Source organism: Mesorhizobium sp. P2_E9 (genome assembly GCF_056403815.1).
Genome location: NZ_JBFUET010000009.1, coordinates 174911 through 193744 on the forward strand (window position 1 = coordinate 174911; position 18834 = coordinate 193744).

Sequence of the window (18834 nt, forward strand, 5' to 3'; positions counted from 1 at the left end):
TGCGCGGGCGCCGAGGCCACAATCACGGCACCAGATCGATGGTCTCGGTCGTGTGTTCAACACAAATGAAACAACAGGTGTCGCAAGGCTGATCGTTGTCAGGCCCGACGCCGGCGGAAATCCGATCGTTGCCGTCCACCCAGGCGCCATAGCAGATACGCTCTCCGGAATTGCAGGACAGCGGCACCGATTTCTGCGAATTCGGGTCGATCATGAACACCTTGCCGTTGCCCGGCCAGACCGTTTCGCGGTCGCGGCTGAACAGCTCGACCGCAACCGCTTCCTTGCGCAGGTTCTTGACGAAGAAGGCCATGTCGGCGGCCTCGGCCGAATTGGTGCAGACCAGCGCCGCGAGCACGGCCATACGAAACAGCGTCACGGTCGGACCTCCCGAATCACCGCCGCAGAATCGCATGGCCGCCCATGCCTGTCGCTCGCGTTCTGACCTATTTCGCTGAAGTGCCTTCGGCCGCGATCTCCCGCCCCAGCCGCACCGTTTCCGCGAGCAGAAGGTCGAGGTCGTCGCGCCTTGTGCGGTGGTTGGCGATCGCCACGCGCAGCCAGTGCTCGCCATCCACGGTGGTGTCGGAGAGGGCGGCAATGCCCTGCTCCTGCAGCCGCAGCATGATCTCGGTGTTGAGTGCCTTCAGCGCCTCGCCGGTGAGGCCCGGCTGGTAGCGGAAACAAACGATGTTGATGGTCGGCGGCGTCGCCAGCTCCAGCAGCGGCTCGGCCTCGATCCGCCCGGCGAGATAGAAGGCTTGCGCAATGTTCTGGTCGATGAGGCGGCCGAATTTGTCGACGCCATGCTCCTTCAGGGCCATCCAGACCTTCAGCGCGCGAAAGCCGCGCGAGGTCTGCAGGCCGTAATCGTGCAGCCATTCGCCGGAGGCGAGGCCGCGTGGCGTCGATTCCAGATATTCCGGCGTCACCGCGAAGGTCCGCCGATGCGCGACGGCGTCCCTGACCAGGGCGCAGCCGACCTCGAACGGCGCATGGAGCCATTTGTGCGGATCGAGCGCGATGGAATCCGCCCATTGGATGCCGGCAACGCGATGCGCATTATCAGGCGCAATCGCAATCAGCGCGCCGATGCAGCCATCGACATGGAACCAGAGGTCTTCCTCGTGCGCGAGTTTGGCGAGCGTTTGCAGATCGTCGATCGCGCCGGTGTTGACCGTGCCGGCATTGCCGATGACACAGGCCGGTTTGAAGCCGGCTTCGCGGTCTTCAGCGATCGCAGCCCGCAACGCCGAAATGTCGATGCGCAGGCCGTCGTCAGTCGGGATGCGGCGCAGCGCCCGGTTGCCGACACCAAGCGCTTCCATCGCCTTGCGGTGGCAGGAATGGATCTGGTCCGAGCCATAGAAGCGCAGCGGCTTTTCGATTGCGGCAACGCCGTGCTCGCGCACGTCGATGCCGGCCTTGGTGTTGCGCGCCACGGTCAGCCCGATGAGGTTGGCCATCGAGCCGCCGCTGACCAGTGTGCCGGAGGCGGAAGCCGGAAAACCCAGCATCTGCTTGCACCAGTTGACCACCTGGTTGTCCATCAGCCCGGCGGCGTGGTTGCCGCCGCCGAGATTGGAGCCCTGGATTGCCGCCAGGAAGTCCCCGAGCGCGCCGGTGAAGTTGCTCGACCCCATATACCAGGCCCAGAAGCGCGGATGGATGTTGCCCATCGGGTAGGACATCACGGTGCGCGAGACCTCGTCATAGACAGCGGCCAGCGGCGCGGGGAAGCGCGGCAGGGGTGCCGCGAAGGCCTCTCGCACCTCCGCCGGCATCTCCCGCCAGACCGGACGGTGCCTGATATCGCTGAGATAATCGACGGCATCGTCAATGACCTGGTGGGACAGCACCTGGACAGTGGCCCAGTCGGCGGGGTCAAGCGTTTCCTCGGCCATCATGCCGAGCGTTTCCTGCGCGATGTCCATGAGCGGTCTCCCGTCAAGCCGCCGGGAACTGGCAGCCGGGCGTTGAGCGCGACCGCGCCATCTCGTCGGCATCCATTTCGGCCTCGATGCCATCGAACAGCGGCGTCGACATGTAGCGCTCGCCGGTGTCGGGCAGCATGCACAGGATCACCGATCCGGCCGGGGCCTTCTCCGCGACCTGCCGCGCCACGGCGAAGGTGGCGCCGCCAGAAATGCCGGTGAAGATGCCCTCCTTCTGCGCCAGGGCCTTGGCCCATTTGATGCTTTCGGGTCCGGCAATCGGCATCACCTCGTCATAGAGGCTGGCGTCGATCGCTTCCTGCAGCACGTTGGGGATGAAGTCCGGCGTCCAGCCCTGGACCGGATGCGGCTCGAAGGCCGGGTGGCTGGCTGCGGGAGCACCACCGGCGCCGCGCTGCTGCGCCTTGCCGCTGCCGACCAGCTGCGCATTGGCCGGTTCGGAGAGCACGATGCGGGTCTCCGGCCGCTCGCGGCGCAGCACGCGCGCCACGCCGACTACGGTGCCGCCAGTGCCGTAGCCGGTGACGAAGCAGTCGAGCCGCGAGCCGGCGAAATCATTGACGATCTCGCGTGCCGTCGTCGCCTCGTGGATGGCGGCATTGGCCGCCGTCTCGAACTGGCGGGCCAGGAACCAGCCATTGGCCTCGGCCAGCTCCACCGCCTTCTTGTACATGCCGAAACCCTTTTCGGCGCGCGGCGTCAGCACCACCTTGGCGCCCAGCATGCGCATCAGCTTGCGGCGCTCGACGGAAAAGCTGTCGGCCATGGTGACGACCAGCGGATAACCCTTTTGCGCGCAGACCATGGCGAGGCCAATGCCGGTGTTGCCGCTGGTCGCTTCGACCACGGTCTGGCCGGGCTTCAGCGCGCCGCTGCGCTCACCCTCCTCGATGATGTTGAGCGCCAGCCGGTCCTTCACCGAGGCAGCCGGATTGAAGAACTCGGCCTTGACGTAGATCGTCGCGTGGGCCGGTGCGAGATTGTTGATGCGGATCACCGGCGTGTCGCCGACAGTGTCCAGGATGCTGTCGAACAGACGGCCGCGCCCGGTCGTGGTCCTGATTTTCTGCTTATTCAACATCTTTGATCTCCTCGATCGTGTTCATCTTCACAGGCCGGTTACAGACCGGCGGCTTGGGCGGCGAGGTTTCGAGACCTTGCCACGCTAGGACTGACGTGCCGGCGATGCGGCAACAGCCGCTGCCGGCGCGAAATTCGCCGCCGGATGCGCCGTATCGGGCTTGGTGATAGAGCAAGGGCCGACAGGCCAGCGTGGGAGCAGGCGTGGAAACGGACGTGGAATCCGCACCATCAAGGCTGGACGGCGATAGGCAGGGCCTGTCCGTGCGCCTGCTCGGACCGCTGGAAATCGTGCGCGACGGCGTGCCGGTGGCGCTGCCGGCCTCGCGCAAGCTGCGCGCGCTGTTTGCCTATCTGGCGCTGGCGCCGCACGCCGTGGGGCGCAGCCGGCTGTGCGAACTGCTGTGGGATGTGCCCAACGATCCTCGCGGCGAGTTGCGCTGGTGCCTGAGCAAGCTGCGCGCCGCCCTCGACACGCCGGACCGGCGCCGGGTCTGCACTCAGGGCGATACGGTCGCGCTCGATCTCGACGGCTGCCTTGTCGACGCGCTGGAGATCAGCCGTGCCGTCACGCAAGGGATCGGCACACTGGATGTGGAGCGTCTGCGAGCGCTGGCCAGGCTGTTTGCCGGCGATCTGCTCGCCGGGCTGGAGCTTGAACGCAGCCCGCTTTTCGACAGCTGGCTGATCGCCCAGCGCCGGCGTTTTCATGCGTGTCACGCTGCCGTGCTGGAACAGCTTGTCGCCAGCCTGCCGGCGGATGGCACCGAGGCTGTCGCCCATCTCGACACATGGGTGGAACTGGCGCCGTTCGATGGACGTGCGCATGCAGCACTGCTGGCCAGTCTCGCCCGGCGCGGCGAAATCGCTGCGGCCGAGCAGCATCTGGCTTCGGCGGAACGGTTGTTTCAGTCGGAGGACCTGGATTTCGCGCCGCTTCGCACGGCCTGGCGGGCGATCCGCGACCAACGAGCCTCGCAGACGCAGCCGGCCTGCCTGCCCACAATATCGCCTCCGCTGGCCTCATCAAGCGCAGCCGGCCCCGTCGAGCCGAGCCACGCTTCCCTGGCCGTCATGCCGTTTGTCGACGAAAGCGGTGCGCGCGGCGGGCTGGCCGACGGTTTCACCCACGACATCATCACCCGTCTTGCCAAGCTCCGCGATTTCTTCGTCATCGCGCGTGGGTCGGTGTTCGCGCTGGCCGAAAAGACCATCGCGCCGGAAGAGGCCGGCAGGAAACTCAATGTCGACTATGTCGCCACCGGCACGGTGCGCAGCACGGCCGGCCGCCTGATCGTCAGCGTCGAACTGATCGAGGTGCGCACCGCCAGGATCGTCTGGGCCGACACGTTCGAGCGCCGGCCCGACGACATTTTTGCCGTGCTCGACGATATCGGCGACAGCATCGTCTCGTCGATCTCGGCCGAGATCGAAACCGTCGAGCGCAACCGCGCCATGCTGAAGGCGCCCAACTCGCTCAACGCCTGGGAGGCCTATCATCGCGGCCTTTGGCACATGTACCGCTTCACCCAGGCCGAGAACGAGCAGGCGCGGCATTTCTTCGACAGGGCTTTGCAGCTCGACCCGACCTTTGCCCGCGCCTATGCCGGTCTATCGTTCACCCACTGGCAAAATGCCTTCCAGCGCTGGGGCGACCGCGACCGCGAAAGCGCGCTGGCCTATGAGAGCGCCGGCCACAGCCTGCTGGTCGACGACCACAATCCAGCGGCGCATTGGGCGATGGGCCGGGCGCTGTGGCTGCGCGGCGAGCAGGACGGCTCTCTGCTCGAACTGGAACGGGCGGTCGATCTCAGCCCCAATTTCGCGCTCGGCCATTACGCGTTGTCCTTCGTCCACTCGCAGTCGGGCGACCCGCAAGCGGCGATCGGCTCGTCCGACCATTCGCGCCATCTCAGCCCCTTCGACCCGCTGCTGTTCGGCATGCTGGGGGCGCGGGCTATGTCGCATGTCCGGCTCGGCCAGTTCGAGGAGGCGGCCGACTGGGCGCTGAAGGCGGCGGCGCGGCCGAATGCGCACACCATCATCCTGGCGATCGCGGCGCACTGCCTGGCGCTGGCCGACCGGCTCGACGAGGCACACGGCTTTGCCGCCGCCATCCGCAAGACATTGCCGGACTATCGTGCCGACGATTTCATCGGCACGTTCCGCTTCGAGCCGGACGCCGAGGCGCTGTTCCGGCAAGGCGCCAGACGCATCGGGCTCAGCTGATTTCGCGCTTGAAGTCCGCCCGTTAACGAAGTCGGAAGGAGTTGCTTAACAGTTCACCTCTATGTGACGCCCGGGGGGTCCATGGCAGAGTGAGTATGATGAGCGACAGCCCCGACAAGCGCAGCGAATGGCGTGCCATTTTTTATGTACAGGCCCGCGTCGCCATCCTGTTCGTCCCGGTGGTCGCCAGCCTGCTGATCATCGCCGCCCTTGCCGGCAACGACCGCAAATCGGTTCCCGATGTCGACCGGACGGTCACAGGGTCCGTGCGATAGATGACGTAGCGGTCGGCTCTGCACACCGGTCGGAAGGACCATGTGAGTCGAGGAGGGTTGCTGATCGCCCTCCTCCGTCCGAATATGTCTTCAAGCGGGACCCGCCCTAAAGAATCTTGGTCACCAGTTTGTCCAGCCGGGAGTTCTCGCGGTAAACCAGTCGCACCACGACGGCACCCAGGACACCAGTTATGGCCCCACCGATAACGTCGGTCATGTAATGCGTCCCGATGTAGATTCTCGACCAGCAGATCAGGAACGCCATGGCGAACAGCGCGATCGTCCGGCGCGGGAGACCTTGCATCGCAAAGGCTGCAACAATCGCAATGCTGGCTGTCGCGTGATCGGATGGGAACGACCAGTCAGCGCTTGGTGCAATCAACAGATGTGTCACACCAGCATCGTAGGGCCGAATGCGATGCACGAAGAGAAGAATGAACTGGTTGACTGCAAGCGCTAGCAGGAACGCCAGACCGGCTGATACTGCCGCGTGACGGACATGGTACCGGTCGGCCATGGCCCACCATTGCAGGACCACGGCCAGCACCATGAGCGGAACGCCGATTTGTGAGACGCCGATCATTGCCTTATCAAGAAAGGGGCTGATCCCGGCCTCGGCGTTTATCCAATGCGTTAGGACTGCATCCATTTGGCGTCGGTTTCCGTAGTTGATCGTGAGGTGGATTTTGAAACCCGTCGATGAACACCGCATCCATCAGATTTTCGAAGTCGGCGTCTGGCTCAAGGGCGCGCATGCCCTGATCGAATGCATCGGCGGGATCCTGCTCTATGTCGTCACCACCGATACCATCGCCTCCTGGGTCAACGCCCTCACCGCAGAGGAATTGATCGAAGATCCGAACGATTTCATAGCTGGCTATCTGTCGCAGATGGCAAGCCATTTTTCGATCGCCAGCAAAGAGTTTTACGCCTTCTACCTGCTCAACCACGGCCTGATAAAGCTTGCCTTGGTTGTCGGGCTCTTGAGAGGCAAGCTCTGGTCTTACCCAGCATCGCTCGCGGCATTGGGCTTGTTCATGGTCTATCAAGTCTACCGCTACTCCAACACCCATTCGTTCGGCTTGCTCGTCCTGACCGTCTTCGATGCGGCCGTGATGGTGCTGATCTGGCACGAGTGGAAGGTCGTGCGGCAGCACACGCCGACATGACAGTTGAACTGCCGGTCCCGTCCCTTCCGCTGGACGCCAGCGCAGAATGGCCAGGGAACCCCACGCTCCGTCGGAGATTGTCCTCCATGAACGCAACCGGAGGACACGATGACGAGAGCCCTCGACGTGAACGAGAACACCAAGCAAAACCCAAAGCGCCCGCCGCAGCAACAGACGGGCGGCGATCCGAAGAAAGAGAAGGTCGAAGGAAAGGCCTTCCAGGTCAATGAGAACAGCGTGGACAACCCTGAGCCCGCCCTGGTGCCGGCAGGGCGAGACTGATCGCAAGAAGATGGCGTGCCCCTTCCCGTGTGACCGGCGCACGAGGCAAGCCCGTGGGACGGACTCCTACGAGCCCGTGCTTTCCGGCATCATTCGCTTGAGCACGTCATCCTTGCGGACATAATGATGCCACAGCGCCGCCGCCGCATGCACTCCGGCAAGAATGAGTATCGAATTGGCGCAGAGGCTGTGCAGCTCCCTGATCAACCGGGCCGTGTCACGATCCGGCGAGACCGGGGCCGGGATGGTGAAGAGACCGAAGAAACTCAGGGCATCGCCCCTATACCAGGTCAGCACGATACCGAGCACGGGAATGGCCACCAGCAGGGCGTAAAGCAGGAGGTGCGCGACTTTGGCCGTACTTCGTTCGAGCGGTGACATTTCCTGGGGCAGGCCGGGCGTCCCCAGCGTCAGCCGCAGGCCGACACGGATGACGACCAGCGCGAAAAGCAGCAAACCGAACGAAATATGCAGCCACCAGACGAGCGCCCGCCCCGGATCGCCGCGCGGAAAAAGCTCCTCGACGTAGGTCAGGCCATAAAGGCCGATGACCAGCAGGAACACCGCCCAGTGAATGGCCTTCTGGGCGCTTGTGTAGGTAGGATGCATGCGGGCCTTCCAGTTTTGAACGTTTCTAAACTAGCCGCGATCATGTCAAAGCTTTGTTCGGGGACGAACCCCTTTTTGAAGGGAACGTCCAGGGACCGGGCTGTGATGATCGTGATTCGGTAGACACTGGAACAGGCAACCTGTCAGTTCGCTGACAACAGGGCATCGAATGGCATGATGCGTCGGCCAAAGAAAAGCCCGGACGAACCGGGCTTTTCTTCGGATCTCTCGGCGCCCCTCAATAAAAGCGCGGGATTGGACCGTTCTGCGGCGTGGTGCGGTCGCCGAGGTCGAGAAAAACCTCGTCGACATAGCACCAGCCCCAGCCTTCCGGCGGATCGTAGCCCTCGATGACGGGATGGCTGGTGGCGTGAAAATGTTTTGTCGCGTGGCGGTTGGGCGAGTCGTCGCAGCAGCCGACATGGCCGCAGGTGCGGCAGAGCCGCAGATGCACCCACCATGAGCTGCTCTTCAGGCATTCCTCGCAGCCGAGCGCGCTCGGCGTCACGTCCTGGATTCCAGCCGCATGCTTGCATTCGTCCGCCATCACACTCTCCTTACCAGTTGGATTTGGCCACCGTCCCGCGCGAGATAGGCATGCAGTGCCGCGACCACCTGGGCACCCTCGCCGACGGCCGCCGCGACGCGTTTGACCGAGCCGCAGCGCACGTCTCCGATGGCAAACACGCCGTTGCGGCTGGTCTCCATCAGGCCGTGTTCCGGTCCGAGCTCCGATCCGGTGCGGATGAACCCCTTGGCGTCGAGCGCCACATTGCATTGCGCGAGCCAGTCCGTGTTCGGGTCGGCGCCGATGAACAGGAAGAGATGGCGGATCGGGCGCGTCGTTTCTTCGCCGCTGACGCGGTTGCGCCAGCGCACAGTGGCAAGATTGCCGTCCTCGCCCTCCAGCGCCTCGATTTCGGTCTCGGTCAGCACCTCGATGTTCGGCTGCGCCTTGATCCGCTCGACCAGATAGCGCGACATCGAGGCATCGAGGCTGCCGCCGCGGGCCAGCAGCGCCACCTTGCGCGCGTGGCTGGCGAGGTAGACCGCCGCCTGGCCGGCCGAATTGCCGGCGCCGACCAACGCCACCTCCTGGCCGGCACAAAGCCGGCCTTCGATGGGCGAGGCCCAATAATGCACGGACGTTCCCTCGAACTGCGACAGGTTGGAGACATCGAGACGCCGATAGCGCGCGCCGCTGGCGATGACCACGCTGCGCGTGCGCACCGTCTCGCCGTCACCGACGTCGAGCAGATAGCGGGCGCCTGAATTGTCGGTCGCCGCACTCAGCAGCTTCGCCTCGTCGGGGATCACCATTTCGACGCCGAATTTCTGGGCCTGATTGTAGGCGCGCGCCATCAGCGCCATGCCGGTAATGCCTGTGGGGAAGCCGAGATAGTTCTCGATGCGCGAGGAGGCGCCGGCCTGTCCGCCGAAGGCCCGGCAATCGAGGACGATGGTCGACAGTCCTTCGGAGGCCGCATAGACGGCTGCCGCCAGCCCCGCCGGCCCGGCGCCGACAATGGCCACGTCATAGAGCGTATCGGCATCGATCGGCCTGAGCAGGCCGATGCAGCGGGCGAGGTCCTTCTCGCCGGGATTCATCAGCAGCCGACCGTTGGGGCACAGCACCACCGGCAGATGATGGGGATCGACATCGAAGCGCTCGACCAGGGTCTTGGCGCAGGGGTCGCTGGCGGAATCGAGCACGCGGTGCGGCTGGCCGCTGCGGGCCAAAAACCCTTGCAGCCGCAACACGTCGGCATTGCCTGATGGTCCGATGATGATCGGCCCGCTGGTGGCGCTTTCCAAGAGCCCGACACGGCGCAGGATCAGCGCCCGCATGATGCGCTCGCCGAGATTGGCTTCCTGCACCATCAGGTCGCGCACGCGCTGCGAGGGAATGACGAAGGCTTCGACCGGTTCGGCGGCCTCGGCATTGACCAGCGAGGGGCGCGCCGAAAGCTGCGCCAGTTCGCCGACGAAGCTGCCGGGGCCATGGGAGACGATCGTCTCGCGCCGGCCAAGACCATCCTGGGTGATATCAACCTTGCCCGACAGGACGACGATCAGGCCTGGCGCGACATCGCCGGCCTTGATGATGTGCTCGCCGGCCTCATAGGCGCTGGCTTCGCCGAACCGGCGCATATGGTCGATATCCGCCTCGCTCAGCGTGGGAAAGGCCTGATCGCGACGGGCGCCGAAAATTGCGGTGCTGGATTGGGACATGGACGCGAGCGTAGCGAAGCCGTGGCTCGGTTTGAAGCGGTTTGTTCGGGGACTGGCCGAGAGAGGAGGTTCTCTTTGGATTGTATCTCCAGATCGAGCGGGTCGAAGGGAATTGAAAGTCGCGACCGCAATTCCGTGTTTTCGTATGCGGTTACTCGAAACGCTCGTCCCAATCGCGATATTGTTGCCGTTCGTATCTCTGATATTCGGCAGCCTGGTCCTCCAGGCGGGCTTTCGTTTCGTTAATTTCTTCAAGAGGGATGTCTCTATGCCTCTCTTGAAGTTGATCGAGCAGGGCGGCGCGAGACCTGACAAGCGCAGCGCGTGACCCCGACCAACTCGTCGGCTCAATTCGATCTACAAAGATACGAAGTATTTCTAACCGATCTTGTGCACAATCGATCAATGACAAAGCCAGTGGACTCCAACCCTTTGTGTTTTCGTCTCGATCTTGATCAAAAATGGCGCAATGCTGAGCAATGAAAGGAACGCGGGTAGCGAAATCCGCTGAGCACCAAAGAACCACGGCTTCTGGTGGCGCATAATTTATCGACCGCTGATGATAATCTAAAGCAGTCGCGCTGATAATGGCGCCGGCGGTTCGATATCCACCATCGCTGTCCGGCTCAAATATCTCGTCTAGGAGCGCACACGCATGATGTTCAAACATCGGATTCAGGAGACCGGGAAGACGATAATATTCATATCGGCTGAACTTGCTTCGAAGTTTACGCAATATCTCCAATGCATCTGCTTCAGCGTCACTCCCTTCGAAGGCAAAGCCGCAAACTGTTTCGAAATGATGGTCGTCTCGTATGTCTTGGTCCCAATCGAGGCTGCAAAGGAATCGCCTGCAAGTGTTACGAAGCTCCCGCCTATAGTCCTCAGATTTATCGTCCGCGAGATAAATGACCATTGCAAGAATATTAGCTGCATGCTTTTGACCGTCATCGGCTGCGGAAATCGCAAGAATTAGACGACGAAGTTGCTCTGCGGATAGTGACTCTGTCACCATCCCTCCTGCCAAACTGTCGAAGCGAAAGGTAGGCGTTAGTCCCAAATCGGCAGACAAAATCAGCCGTTTGACGGCGTCTTCATTCAGCTCGACACTCGTCTGAAGTGCTGGAAAATATGGACCCCATAGTACGTCACCTACGGCCGCATCCATAAATCTGGAAATAGCGGAGGGGTGCATTTTTCCGGCGCCATGTAGAAAGGCGCGTATGAACCCAAAACTCAGATCACTAGAACCCGAGCGGCAAATCGCTTGCTTGATTTCCTCCAAGTAGGAAATGGGGTCATCAATTGTCTCTCCCGCACCGACGCCAAAGCTCCAACCTTCCCCTTGGAAATTGATCGTCAGATCTGAGACCAATTGTGAAAGTGCATCTCGGTCCGTCCCTGCCCGTCGTCCGAGTCGGCGCATGGTTTCCGACCAAAGCCGATGACGCCCTGAGGGGGTCAAATCACTGCCCAGCACTAGATCGTCCGCAGGAAACTGGCCCCGCGTCAGTACTTTCGCTCGTATTTCCGTCACAAGGTCGATTGGTGCTAACGTAGCTTCAAGGACAAGCAAGCGTTCAGAAGCCTTTCCACCCGCCTCCCTACGAATGGTCGCCTTCACGGCACGCCAACCCTCAGGCCAACCGTCAATCGAAAAGAAACCATTGGCCGCGACTTCAAGCTTTTCGAACATACCGGTGCGCGACCAAAGCCCCGGAAATTTGTCGGCGAATATCGATCTTACCCTTGCACCAACACTGGTCCTCGGAGTTCCAAATTCCATAGCTATCTCTATAAAATCCGAGAACCACTTTTGTACGTCCTCCTTAGTCCTTGGATGCCACCCGTAGCTCCTAGAGCGAGCACCGAAGTCGAAAGTCTGCGAGGGCATGAAGTTTGAGGTCTTAAGGGCTGCGCCCAAAAACGTCAGCCCAAATTCATGCTGACTGGTCTCTTCTGACGAGAGGCAGCGCCGAACCAACGCCGCCCGCGCGTGATGAGGAGTTTCCGTTCCTGAAAACTGAACGTAAAACAGCGATTTAACCGCCTCATTGGCAGAGTTCTGATTGTACCCAGGCCCTTCCGCTTTCGCGAAAAGCATCAGTGTAGCAACACATTTTTCGAAGAGATCGGGGTCGTAGGCGGCCGACTTCAGCACTCGAACAAATTTTGAGCGCACACCATTTCTAGTCGAAAGAAAATCTGGATTTCCTGCAGATCGCCCAATCGCGGCTATTGCTGCGCTCGGATCGATCGGAGCGATGTTGCCGAACATATCCTGGCCCAACTCGTTCAGCGTGTCAGGCTTTCCAAGCATGCCATCGGGGCCTAGCCACTCGGACCCTATCGTTTTTGCGACTTTTTCGTCGTGCAGATATCCCAACCTCCTGGAGAACGATCGGGCTATTCTTTTGCTCGCCTCATCGACAAAAGTCCTTTGGAGCGTTTGAATGGGGAAGTTCTGAAATGCCCTTTGCGCGAGGCGATTGGCAATCGCATGGGGAAGCACGGCCCGCCAGCGGCCTCGCTGCTGAACTAACCCGCGCCTTTTCAGTTCCTCAACATGAGCATAGAGCCGGGTGAAGGAGATTCCAGCGAGGGCTGCCAGCGTTGGTAGTTCCGCATCGTCTCCCTCATCCAGGTCGCCTTCAAACGAATAGAGCATCGAGCAGACCTCTGCAGCCCGGAGTAATTCATTGTCCTCGGCCTTCGCTTGTTGGAAAAGGCGGATAAAAAGTTGCTCGTCTTCAAGCTTCGACAGTTGACCGCCAACGGATGACGTTTCAGCGAGAGCGAAGGCGACACGAACATTTCCCCCTGAGAAGTCCGAAATCGTTTCGATGTCTTGGCGTGTCAGGTTCGGATACCTACCACTGACAAGTTGCCTTATCAGATCATCAGAGCACGGTTCTAGTCGATATGAACTCGTGCCCTCCGGGATATGTTCCCGAATGTCGTATTCAACGGTTACTAGCGAGAGCTTGCTGTTTGGTTTCTGCACCTTCTCGGTAAGGCGTTGATGAAGATCGAAGCCGCAATTATCGACTACTAGCAGGCCACGGTCCTCTCTAGCGTGCAACGCTTCGACTAGGTGTATTGGACCAGGGTGCGGATCATCGGAGAGGTCCGTATACAGGACCTCGCTTCGGTTGAGGGGCGGGCTTGACGTAGTGAGTCTTTCGTCGAAAAGAGCTTGCACGAGACGAGTCTTGCCCACGCCGGATAATCCGGTGATGCGAACCGAAGCCCTTTCCTTATTCAGGTCGCGCCGGATGCGGTCGATTGCTGCGGCAACCGTGATGCCATCGCTTGCGTCCGGTCCAAGCACCTTGGCTTTCTCATCGAGCACATATGTTGCGCTCACATCGGTTTCGCGGTGAGCCCAAGCGCTAAAAGATTGCCATCCCTGGGCACTGCGCCCGCAGAGTTCACGCACCCACGCAACTAGTGAAGGATACTTTTCAATCCATGTGGCGATTCGTCTCCGGTCATAAAATTCGACCGTCACTTTGCCTGCCAATCCAGCTTCCGACAGGCATTTATTCATTGCCGCCAATCTGCGCTTGTGTGCGCTATCAGCCACTGACGATTTAGAGGAGACTATTACGTAGGCCCCTTTGATTAATGCGAGTTCCGAAATACACGGTCGAATTGCGCCCCTTGGCATCATTTCCTTGACGATATCCGCACTCGCAAAATTTTCAGCCTTAACCTGAAAACCTGTCTGAGATGCGGGTATGTTCCCGAAGATTTTCTCCCCGGCTCCGAGAGCAACGCGTACGTCGATGCCACCGTCTTCAGCACGCTGGTCGCCGCCCCATGTTACAGCATTCGTTGAGAACCCAGCAGACCTCACGTCCGCCTGTGCAAGACGAGCAATGAGTTCCCGGAGGTCGGAGTCTGAAAGGTTTTGGACGTCGTCTGCGCTTACGTTGAGATAACTGCTCATGCGTGCACTTTACTGCCAAAAGCCAGCACAACATACCGTGTAACAGATATTGGATCATACTTGGGTGGTGGACAACCCAGTCGGCCTGGCGTCTCGCCAGACGAAAAAAGCCCGGACGAACCGGGCTTTCTTTGTCTGCGTCTCTGAACCGTCAAACGATTCGAGACGGGAATTTGGTGCCCAGAAGAGGACTCGAACCTCCACTCCTTGCGGAACACGGACCTGAACCGTGCGCGTCTACCAATTCCGCCATCTGGGCTGGTGCGGGCTCATGTAAGCGGGCAAGCGATGGCTGTCAACGCGCTTTTTTCAAAGCGGTTCGCCGCTTGCCGGCTCAGCCCTCCAGCACTTCCTTCGACGCTACCGTCGAATCGGGGTTGAGCTGGTAGATGACCGGTACGCCGGTGCCGAGTTCCAGCTTGACGATCTCCTCGCCCGACTTGCCGTCCAGCGCCATGATCAGCGCGCGCAGCGAATTGCCGTGCGCGGCGACCAGCACGGTGCCGCCACGTAGCACGTGCGACTGCATGTCATGCAAATAGTAGGGCCAGACGCGGGCGCCGGTGTCCTTCAGGCTTTCGCCGCCGGGCGGCGGCACGTCGTAGGAGCGGCGCCAGACATGCACCTGCTCCTCGCCCCACTTCTTGCGGGCGTCGTCCTTGTTGAGGCCGGAGAGGTCCCCATAGTCGCGCTCGTTCAACGCCTGGTCGCGGATTGTCTTCAGATCGCTCTGGCCGACCGCGTCGAGAATGTGCTGGCAGGTTTTCTGCGCCCGCGTCAGCGCCGAGGTGAAGGCGATGTCGAATTTCAGGCCGCGCGCCCTGAGTTTTTGCCCGGCGGCCTTGGCCTCGGCGTGGCCCTGCTCGGTCAGGTCGACATCGCGCCAGCCGGTGAACAGGTTCTTCAAATTCCATTCGCTCTGGCCATGGCGCACGAGCACGAGGGTTCTCGACATTTTTGCTCCCTACAAGAGCAATTCCAGGAAGAGTGTGAAGCGGTTTTCCGTCCGGAATTGCGTTAAAACAAAGGGTGGTTTGGTTTGCTCAGCTCAGGCCGAGCACGTCCCGCATCGAATACAGTCCTGGCTTCTTGCCACGGGCCCACAGTGCCGCCTTGACGGCGCCGCGGGCGAAGATGGCGCGGTCCTCGGCATGGTGGGACAGCGTGATGCGCTCGCCGGTGCCGGCCAGGATCACGCTGTGGTCACCGACGACAGAGCCGCCGCGCAGCGTGGCAAAGCCGATCGAGCCGGTCTTTCGCACACCCGTATGGCCGTCGCGTGAACGCACGTCGTTGCCGGCCAGTGCTACGCCGCGCCCGGTGGCGGCGGCCTCGCCGAGCAGCAGTGCGGTGCCCGACGGCGCGTCGACCTTGTGCTTGTGGTGCATTTCGAGGATCTCGATGTCGAAATCCTCGGCGTCGAGTGCGCGCGCCGCCTGTTCGACCAGCACAGCCAGCAGATTGACGCCGAGGCTCATATTGCCCGACTTGACGATCGTGGCATGGCGCGCCGCCGCTGCGATCCTGGCATTGTCGTCGGCTGAACAGCCGGTCGTGCCGATGACATGGACGATGCGCGCCTGCGCCGCGTAGCCGGCGAATTCGACCGTCGAGGCCGGGGTAGTGAAATCGAGCACCCCGTCGGCCTTGGCGAAAACCGGCAGCGGATCGCCTGATATCGGCACATTGATGATGCCGATGCCAGCCAGCTCGCCGGCATCCTTGCCAAGATGAGGCGAATCCGCGCGCTCGACGGCGCCGATGACGCGGGCGCCCGGAATGGTGTGGATGGCGCGGATCAGCGTCTGGCCCATGCGGCCGGCAGCGCCCACTACCACCAGGCCCATATCGCCTGCTTCGCTCATGTGCTCCTCACAGCAGTCTTCTTCGCACGCGTGGCCCGGACCGGAGTTTGGATCGGCTTGCTGTCATCGACAAGCCCCAGCCCCTTCTTGCCCTGGATGCGATGGAAGCGGGAATAGATGCTGTCCGGGTCGGCCATCAGCGTCGCATGGGTGCCTTCCTCGACCAGACGTCCCTCTTCCAGCACGATGATGTGGTCGGCATTGACCACCGTCGACAGCCGATGCGCTATGACGATGGTCGTGCGACCTTGCATGACATGGGTCAGCGCTTCCTGGACGCGGGCCTCCGCCTCGTTGTCGAGCGCCGAGGTCGCCTCGTCCAGCAGCAGGATCGGTGCCTGGCGCACGATGGCGCGGGCGATGGAGACGCGCTGGCGCTGGCCGCCGGAAAGGGTCGAGCCGCCTTCGCCGACCGGCGTATCGTAACCTTGCGGCTGCGCGCGGATGAACTCGTCGGCTGCCGCCTGTTTCGCCGCCTGCTCGATCTCGGCGTCCGTGGCCGACAGCCGGCCGTAGCGGATGTTGTCGCGGATCGTGCCTTCGAACAGATAGGGCGCCTGCGCCACATAGGCGATCTGCTGCCGCAGCGAATGCTTTGTCACCTTCGAGATGTCCTGGCCATCGACCTCGATGCTGCCCTGGTCGACGTCGTAGAAGCGCTGCAAGAGCGCCACCAGCGTCGACTTGCCGGCGCCCGACGCACCGACGATGGCCGTCACCTTGCCGGCGGCGGCGGTAAAGCTCAGATCCCTCAGCACCGGCATGTCGGCGCTGTAGCCGAACGTCACATTGTCGAAGCGCACCTCGCCGGTGATGATCCTGGCCTCGACAGCATCGGGCGCGTCGCCCTGTTTCGGCTCCAGGTCGAGCAACTCGTAGATCATGCGCGCGTTGACCAGCGCACGTTCCATGCCCACCTGTGTGCGCGCCAGGCGTCTTGCCGGATCGTAGGCCATGATCAGCGCGGTGATGAAGGAAAACACCGCGCCCGGCGGCTGCCCAAGATAGAGCGCCCGGTAGCCGGAATAGGCAAGCACGGAGGTGACGGCGAGACCGCCCAGAATCTCGGAAATCGGCGACAGCCGCTCCGATACGCGGGCGATCTTGTTGTTACGCTGCTCGGCCGTGTCCGCCATGATGCCGATGCGGCGCGCCAGCTCGGCCTCCAAGGTGAAGGCCTTGACGATGGCGATGCCTTGCGTGGCCTCCTGCACGGACCCGTTCAGCCGCGAATTGATCAGGACGGATTCCCGGTTGATACGCCGCAATCGGCGGGTGATGTAGACGACGGCCCAGATCAGCGGAGGGCCGATCAGCAGCGAGCTGAGCGACAACACCGGATCCTGGTAGATCATGACGCCGACGAGAGCGACCAGCGTGACCGCGTCGCGGCTGATAGAGGTCAGTGTCAGCGACAGCAGATCGCGAACGCCGCCGACATTCTCGCTGACCTGTGCCGCCAGCCGACCGGAACGTGTGTCGTTGAAGAAGTTGACGCCGAGCTTCATCAGATGGTCGAAGCTGCGCTTCTGGTAGCGCGCGACCAGATTGTTGCCGATACTGGCCAACGCGACTGCCTGGCCGTAACCGGCGAAGCCGCGCAGCAGGGAGGATCCCATGAAACCGGCGCAGATCAACCAGAGCATATCGCCGCGCCGTTCGTAGAATATCTGGTTGATCATCGGGGCCATGATCCACGCTGTGAAGGCAGTGGTGCCGGAAACGATCAGCAGGCAGGTGACGGCAACGACATAGGTCCAGCGATACTCATTGCCGTTTTCAGCGAGGATGCGGCGGAGCACCGCCGTGACCTCGCCGGGCCGGGCTTTTTGTTTGTTTGGAGCTTGAAGTGTCAAATCGGGAGCGCTTTGTGGTTTTCCGCCTCGTGGGACCGGGGCTGCAAATTCGGCACCCCTCTTAACGCCCTGCGGCCTGATTGCCTATGCCCGCGGCTGATTAACTTCGTCGCGGGTGCGAGCGCTTCGCGCTGGCTTTCAGGCCTGCCAGCGGCGGCCCGCCGTCTGGACGCCGAACAGCGACGGGTTCTTGGCATAGGCGGCAAGACCCAGAAGTGCCGCCAGCGGATGGGTGATGACATAGACCGGCATGGTGCGCATCAGCGCGCTGTGCGGCGCCTTGTCCTCGAAGGCAGCGCGGAAATTGCCTGCTTTCAGCGCCGGCACAATCTTTTGCGCGATGCCGCCGGTCAAAAACACGCCGCCACGGCTCATGAAGACCAAGGCAAGGTCGCCGGCGGTGCGCCCGAGGCAAGTGACGAAGGTTTCCAGCGCTTCCTCAGCCACCGGATCGGTCTTGGCCAAGGCCGCACCAGTGACCTCGGCCGGCGTGGTGAAGGGCGACGGTTTGCCGTCCGCCTTGGCCACCGCCCGGTAGACGTTGACCAGGCCGCGGCCACACAGGATCTGCTCACCGGAAATGCGGCCCTCGAGCTTCTCTATATGCGGGAAGACCTCGAAATCGCGCGGTGAGCGCGGGCCGATGTCCATATGGCCGCCCTCGCCGGGCACCGGAATCCAGTGGCGCAAGGCATAGACCAGCCCGGCGACGCCGAGACCGGTACCGGGACCCAGCACGACGCGGCCGGCATTGGGCTCCGGCGTGCCGCCGCCGATCTTTTCCATATGCTCTTCGCCGAGCGCGACGACGGCCAGCGCCTGCGCCTCGAAATCGTTGAGCACGACAATGTCGCTCAAGCCCAGGCTGGCGAACATCTGCCTCGGCTTGACGACCCACGGGCAGTTGGTGAGTTCGATCTCGTCGCCGTCGACCGGACCGGCCACCGCCAGCACCGCCGAATTGGGGCGGACCGACGAGCGGTCGAGCACCGCCGCCTGGATCGCCTCGTCGATGGTGTTGAAATTGGCGGTCTGGACGATTTGCGGCTCGGTCGGTTCGGAATTGGCGTCGAGCACGATCGAAAAGCGTGCATTGGTGCCGCCAATGTCGCCGATCAGGATCGGAAACCGCAACGTGTCGGTATCGCTTACGCTTGGCATGCTCTCGTCCGTCCCCGGCGCCCCCTGACGGCGTGTCGCCGTTCTTCCGTTGACTAGCGCATGAGTTTGAAAAGGGAAACGGTTTTCGAGCCCGGTAGCGCGCGCAGTGAGCTTCTGCGGCCAATCGGCCACTGTTTCGCAAAAAACGGCCGCTAAACCGATTGAGCCG

Annotated in this window: 16 protein-coding genes and 1 tRNA gene; 4 read left to right on the forward strand and 13 right to left on the reverse strand. The window is 62.0% G+C overall.

Translation table 11 applies throughout. The features are described from left to right. Nucleotides 1-22: 22 nt before the first annotated feature. The 3 genes from AC1D05_RS17280 to AC1D05_RS17290 form a co-directional block, all read right to left on the reverse strand. On the reverse strand, nt 23-379 hold the full coding sequence (locus AC1D05_RS17280; RefSeq protein ID WP_477442349.1) for a hypothetical protein: 357 nt from the start codon (nt 377-379) through the stop codon (nt 23-25). Nucleotides 380-446: 67 nt separating this feature from the next. Further along, nucleotides 447-1934 carry a pyridoxal phosphate-dependent decarboxylase family protein gene (locus AC1D05_RS17285; protein WP_477442351.1) on the reverse strand — a complete coding sequence of 496 codons (1488 nt, stop codon included), beginning with the start codon at nt 1932-1934 and terminating at the stop codon, nt 447-449. 13 nt (nt 1935-1947) lie between these two features. Next, nucleotides 1948-3036: a PLP-dependent cysteine synthase family protein gene (locus tag AC1D05_RS17290; RefSeq protein WP_477442353.1), complete on the reverse strand. Its 1089-nt coding sequence runs from the start codon at nt 3034-3036 to the stop codon at nt 1948-1950. Between the two features lie 215 nt (nt 3037-3251). Between AC1D05_RS17290 and AC1D05_RS17295 the strand changes: the two genes are divergently transcribed. Both AC1D05_RS17295 and AC1D05_RS17300 read left to right on the forward strand, forming a co-directional pair. Further along, nucleotides 3252-5264, forward strand: coding sequence for a BTAD domain-containing putative transcriptional regulator (locus AC1D05_RS17295; protein ID WP_477442355.1), 2013 nt, complete (start codon nt 3252-3254; stop codon nt 5262-5264). 95 nt (nt 5265-5359) lie between these two features. Next, complete coding sequence (locus AC1D05_RS17300) at nt 5360-5539, forward strand: hypothetical protein (protein WP_172219698.1); 180 nt, start codon at nt 5360-5362, stop codon at nt 5537-5539. A gap of 106 nt (nt 5540-5645) precedes the next feature. On the opposite strand, the gene AC1D05_RS17305 is transcribed toward AC1D05_RS17300, so the two are convergent. After that, nucleotides 5646-6188, reverse strand: a complete 543-nt coding sequence (locus tag AC1D05_RS17305; RefSeq protein WP_477442357.1) for a phosphatase PAP2 family protein — start codon at nt 6186-6188, stop codon at nt 5646-5648. Between the two features lie 37 nt (nt 6189-6225). Here AC1D05_RS17305 and AC1D05_RS17310 point away from each other — a divergent pair, with 37 nt between their 5' ends. Both AC1D05_RS17310 and AC1D05_RS17315 read left to right on the forward strand, forming a co-directional pair. Then, nucleotides 6226-6708: a DUF2127 domain-containing protein gene (locus tag AC1D05_RS17310; RefSeq protein WP_477442359.1), complete on the forward strand. Its 483-nt coding sequence runs from the start codon at nt 6226-6228 to the stop codon at nt 6706-6708. A gap of 108 nt (nt 6709-6816) precedes the next feature. Continuing rightward, nucleotides 6817-6990: a hypothetical protein gene (locus AC1D05_RS17315; RefSeq protein ID WP_477442361.1), complete on the forward strand. Its 174-nt coding sequence runs from the start codon at nt 6817-6819 to the stop codon at nt 6988-6990. 66 nt (nt 6991-7056) lie between these two features. On the opposite strand, the gene AC1D05_RS17320 is transcribed toward AC1D05_RS17315, so the two are convergent. The 9 genes from AC1D05_RS17320 to AC1D05_RS17360 all read right to left on the reverse strand — a co-directional run bounded on the left by AC1D05_RS17320 (nt 7057) and on the right by AC1D05_RS17360 (nt 18665). Continuing rightward, nucleotides 7057-7599 (reverse strand): cytochrome b, encoded by a 543-nt coding sequence (locus AC1D05_RS17320; protein WP_477442363.1) that lies wholly within the window; start codon nt 7597-7599, stop codon nt 7057-7059. A 238-nt stretch (nt 7600-7837) separates the two neighbouring features. After that, nucleotides 7838-8146, reverse strand: a complete 309-nt coding sequence (locus AC1D05_RS17325) for a UBP-type zinc finger domain-containing protein (RefSeq protein WP_477442365.1) — start codon at nt 8144-8146, stop codon at nt 7838-7840. Then, nucleotides 8146-9831 carry an FAD-dependent oxidoreductase gene (locus tag AC1D05_RS17330; RefSeq protein WP_477442367.1) on the reverse strand — a complete coding sequence of 562 codons (1686 nt, stop codon included), beginning with the start codon at nt 9829-9831 and terminating at the stop codon, nt 8146-8148. Before AC1D05_RS17330 ends, AC1D05_RS17325 begins: the two co-directional genes overlap by 1 nt. Nucleotides 9832-9982: 151 nt before the next feature. Then, the gene (locus AC1D05_RS17335) at nt 9983-13783 is read right to left on the reverse strand and encodes a hypothetical protein (protein ID WP_477442369.1); all 3801 of its coding nucleotides are present in this window, start codon (nt 13781-13783) and stop codon (nt 9983-9985) included. Nucleotides 13784-13957: 174 nt separating this feature from the next. After that, a tRNA-Leu gene (locus AC1D05_RS17340) sits at nt 13958-14042 on the reverse strand. Between the two features lie 75 nt (nt 14043-14117). Further along, nucleotides 14118-14738 (reverse strand): 2,3-bisphosphoglycerate-dependent phosphoglycerate mutase, encoded by a 621-nt coding sequence (locus AC1D05_RS17345; protein WP_477442371.1) that lies wholly within the window; start codon nt 14736-14738, stop codon nt 14118-14120. Nucleotides 14739-14826: 88 nt separating this feature from the next. After that, nucleotides 14827-15648 carry a 4-hydroxy-tetrahydrodipicolinate reductase gene (gene dapB, locus AC1D05_RS17350; RefSeq protein ID WP_477442373.1) on the reverse strand — a complete coding sequence of 274 codons (822 nt, stop codon included), beginning with the start codon at nt 15646-15648 and terminating at the stop codon, nt 14827-14829. Next, nucleotides 15645-17504, reverse strand: coding sequence for an ABC transporter ATP-binding protein (locus AC1D05_RS17355; RefSeq protein WP_477442375.1), 1860 nt, complete (start codon nt 17502-17504; stop codon nt 15645-15647). The genes dapB and AC1D05_RS17355 overlap by 4 nt, the downstream gene beginning before the upstream one ends. A 138-nt stretch (nt 17505-17642) precedes the next feature. After that, nucleotides 17643-18665, reverse strand: coding sequence for a glucokinase (locus tag AC1D05_RS17360; protein ID WP_477442377.1), 1023 nt, complete (start codon nt 18663-18665; stop codon nt 17643-17645). Nucleotides 18666-18834 lie beyond the last annotated feature (169 nt).

Bases quoted from the DNA above. Each gene is read 5' to 3' on its own strand.
- AC1D05_RS17305 (WP_477442357.1), bottom strand. From the start codon at position 6,188: ATGGATGCAGTCCTAACGCATTGGATAAACGCCGAGGCCGGGATCAGC.
- dapB (WP_477442373.1), bottom strand. From the start codon at position 15,648: ATGAGCGAAGCAGGCGATATGGGCCTGGTGGTAGTGGGCGCTGCCGGC.
- AC1D05_RS17300 (WP_172219698.1), top strand. From the start codon at position 5,360: ATGATGAGCGACAGCCCCGACAAGCGCAGCGAATGGCGTGCCATTTTT.
- AC1D05_RS17345 (WP_477442371.1), bottom strand. From the start codon at position 14,738: ATGTCGAGAACCCTCGTGCTCGTGCGCCATGGCCAGAGCGAATGGAAT.
- AC1D05_RS17335 (WP_477442369.1), bottom strand. From the start codon at position 13,783: ATGAGCAGTTATCTCAACGTAAGCGCAGACGACGTCCAAAACCTTTCA.
- AC1D05_RS17290 (WP_477442353.1), bottom strand. From the start codon at position 3,036: ATGTTGAATAAGCAGAAAATCAGGACCACGACCGGGCGCGGCCGTCTG.
- AC1D05_RS17360 (WP_477442377.1), bottom strand. From the start codon at position 18,665: ATGCCAAGCGTAAGCGATACCGACACGTTGCGGTTTCCGATCCTGATC.
- AC1D05_RS17330 (WP_477442367.1), bottom strand. From the start codon at position 9,831: ATGTCCCAATCCAGCACCGCAATTTTCGGCGCCCGTCGCGATCAGGCC.
- AC1D05_RS17325 (WP_477442365.1), bottom strand. From the start codon at position 8,146: ATGGCGGACGAATGCAAGCATGCGGCTGGAATCCAGGACGTGACGCCG.
- AC1D05_RS17315 (WP_477442361.1), top strand. From the start codon at position 6,817: ATGACGAGAGCCCTCGACGTGAACGAGAACACCAAGCAAAACCCAAAG.
- AC1D05_RS17320 (WP_477442363.1), bottom strand. From the start codon at position 7,599: ATGCATCCTACCTACACAAGCGCCCAGAAGGCCATTCACTGGGCGGTG.
- AC1D05_RS17285 (WP_477442351.1), bottom strand. From the start codon at position 1,934: ATGGACATCGCGCAGGAAACGCTCGGCATGATGGCCGAGGAAACGCTT.